The following is a 211-nucleotide window of genomic DNA, read 5'->3' as shown; positions in this document are numbered from 1 at the left end:
CTCAGAAGTGAAACGCCGTAGCGCCGATGGTAGTGTGGGGTCTCCCCATGCGAGAGTAGGGAACTGCCAGGCATCAAATTGCAGTAAACCGGGATAACTAATCCGGGTAGTGACAAAGAAATTCGGTGGAGCGGTAGTTCAGTTGGTTAGAATACCTGCCTGTCACGCAGGGGGTCGCGGGTTCGAGTCCCGTCCGTTCCGCCACTTATTA

Annotated in this window: 1 tRNA gene; it reads left to right on the top strand. The window is 54.5% G+C overall.

Annotated features, from left to right (window positions below):
* The first annotated feature begins 127 nt into the window (after positions 1–127).
* Positions 128–204: transfer RNA gene (locus tag OGX98_RS00740), tRNA-Asp, on the top strand.
* Positions 205–211 lie beyond the last annotated feature (7 nt).

Source organism: Citrobacter sp. Cm046, assembly GCF_030333065.1.
Taxonomy (GTDB): domain Bacteria; phylum Pseudomonadota; class Gammaproteobacteria; order Enterobacterales; family Enterobacteriaceae; genus Citrobacter; species Citrobacter murliniae.
This window is presented reverse-complemented; position numbering and strand designations above follow the sequence as displayed.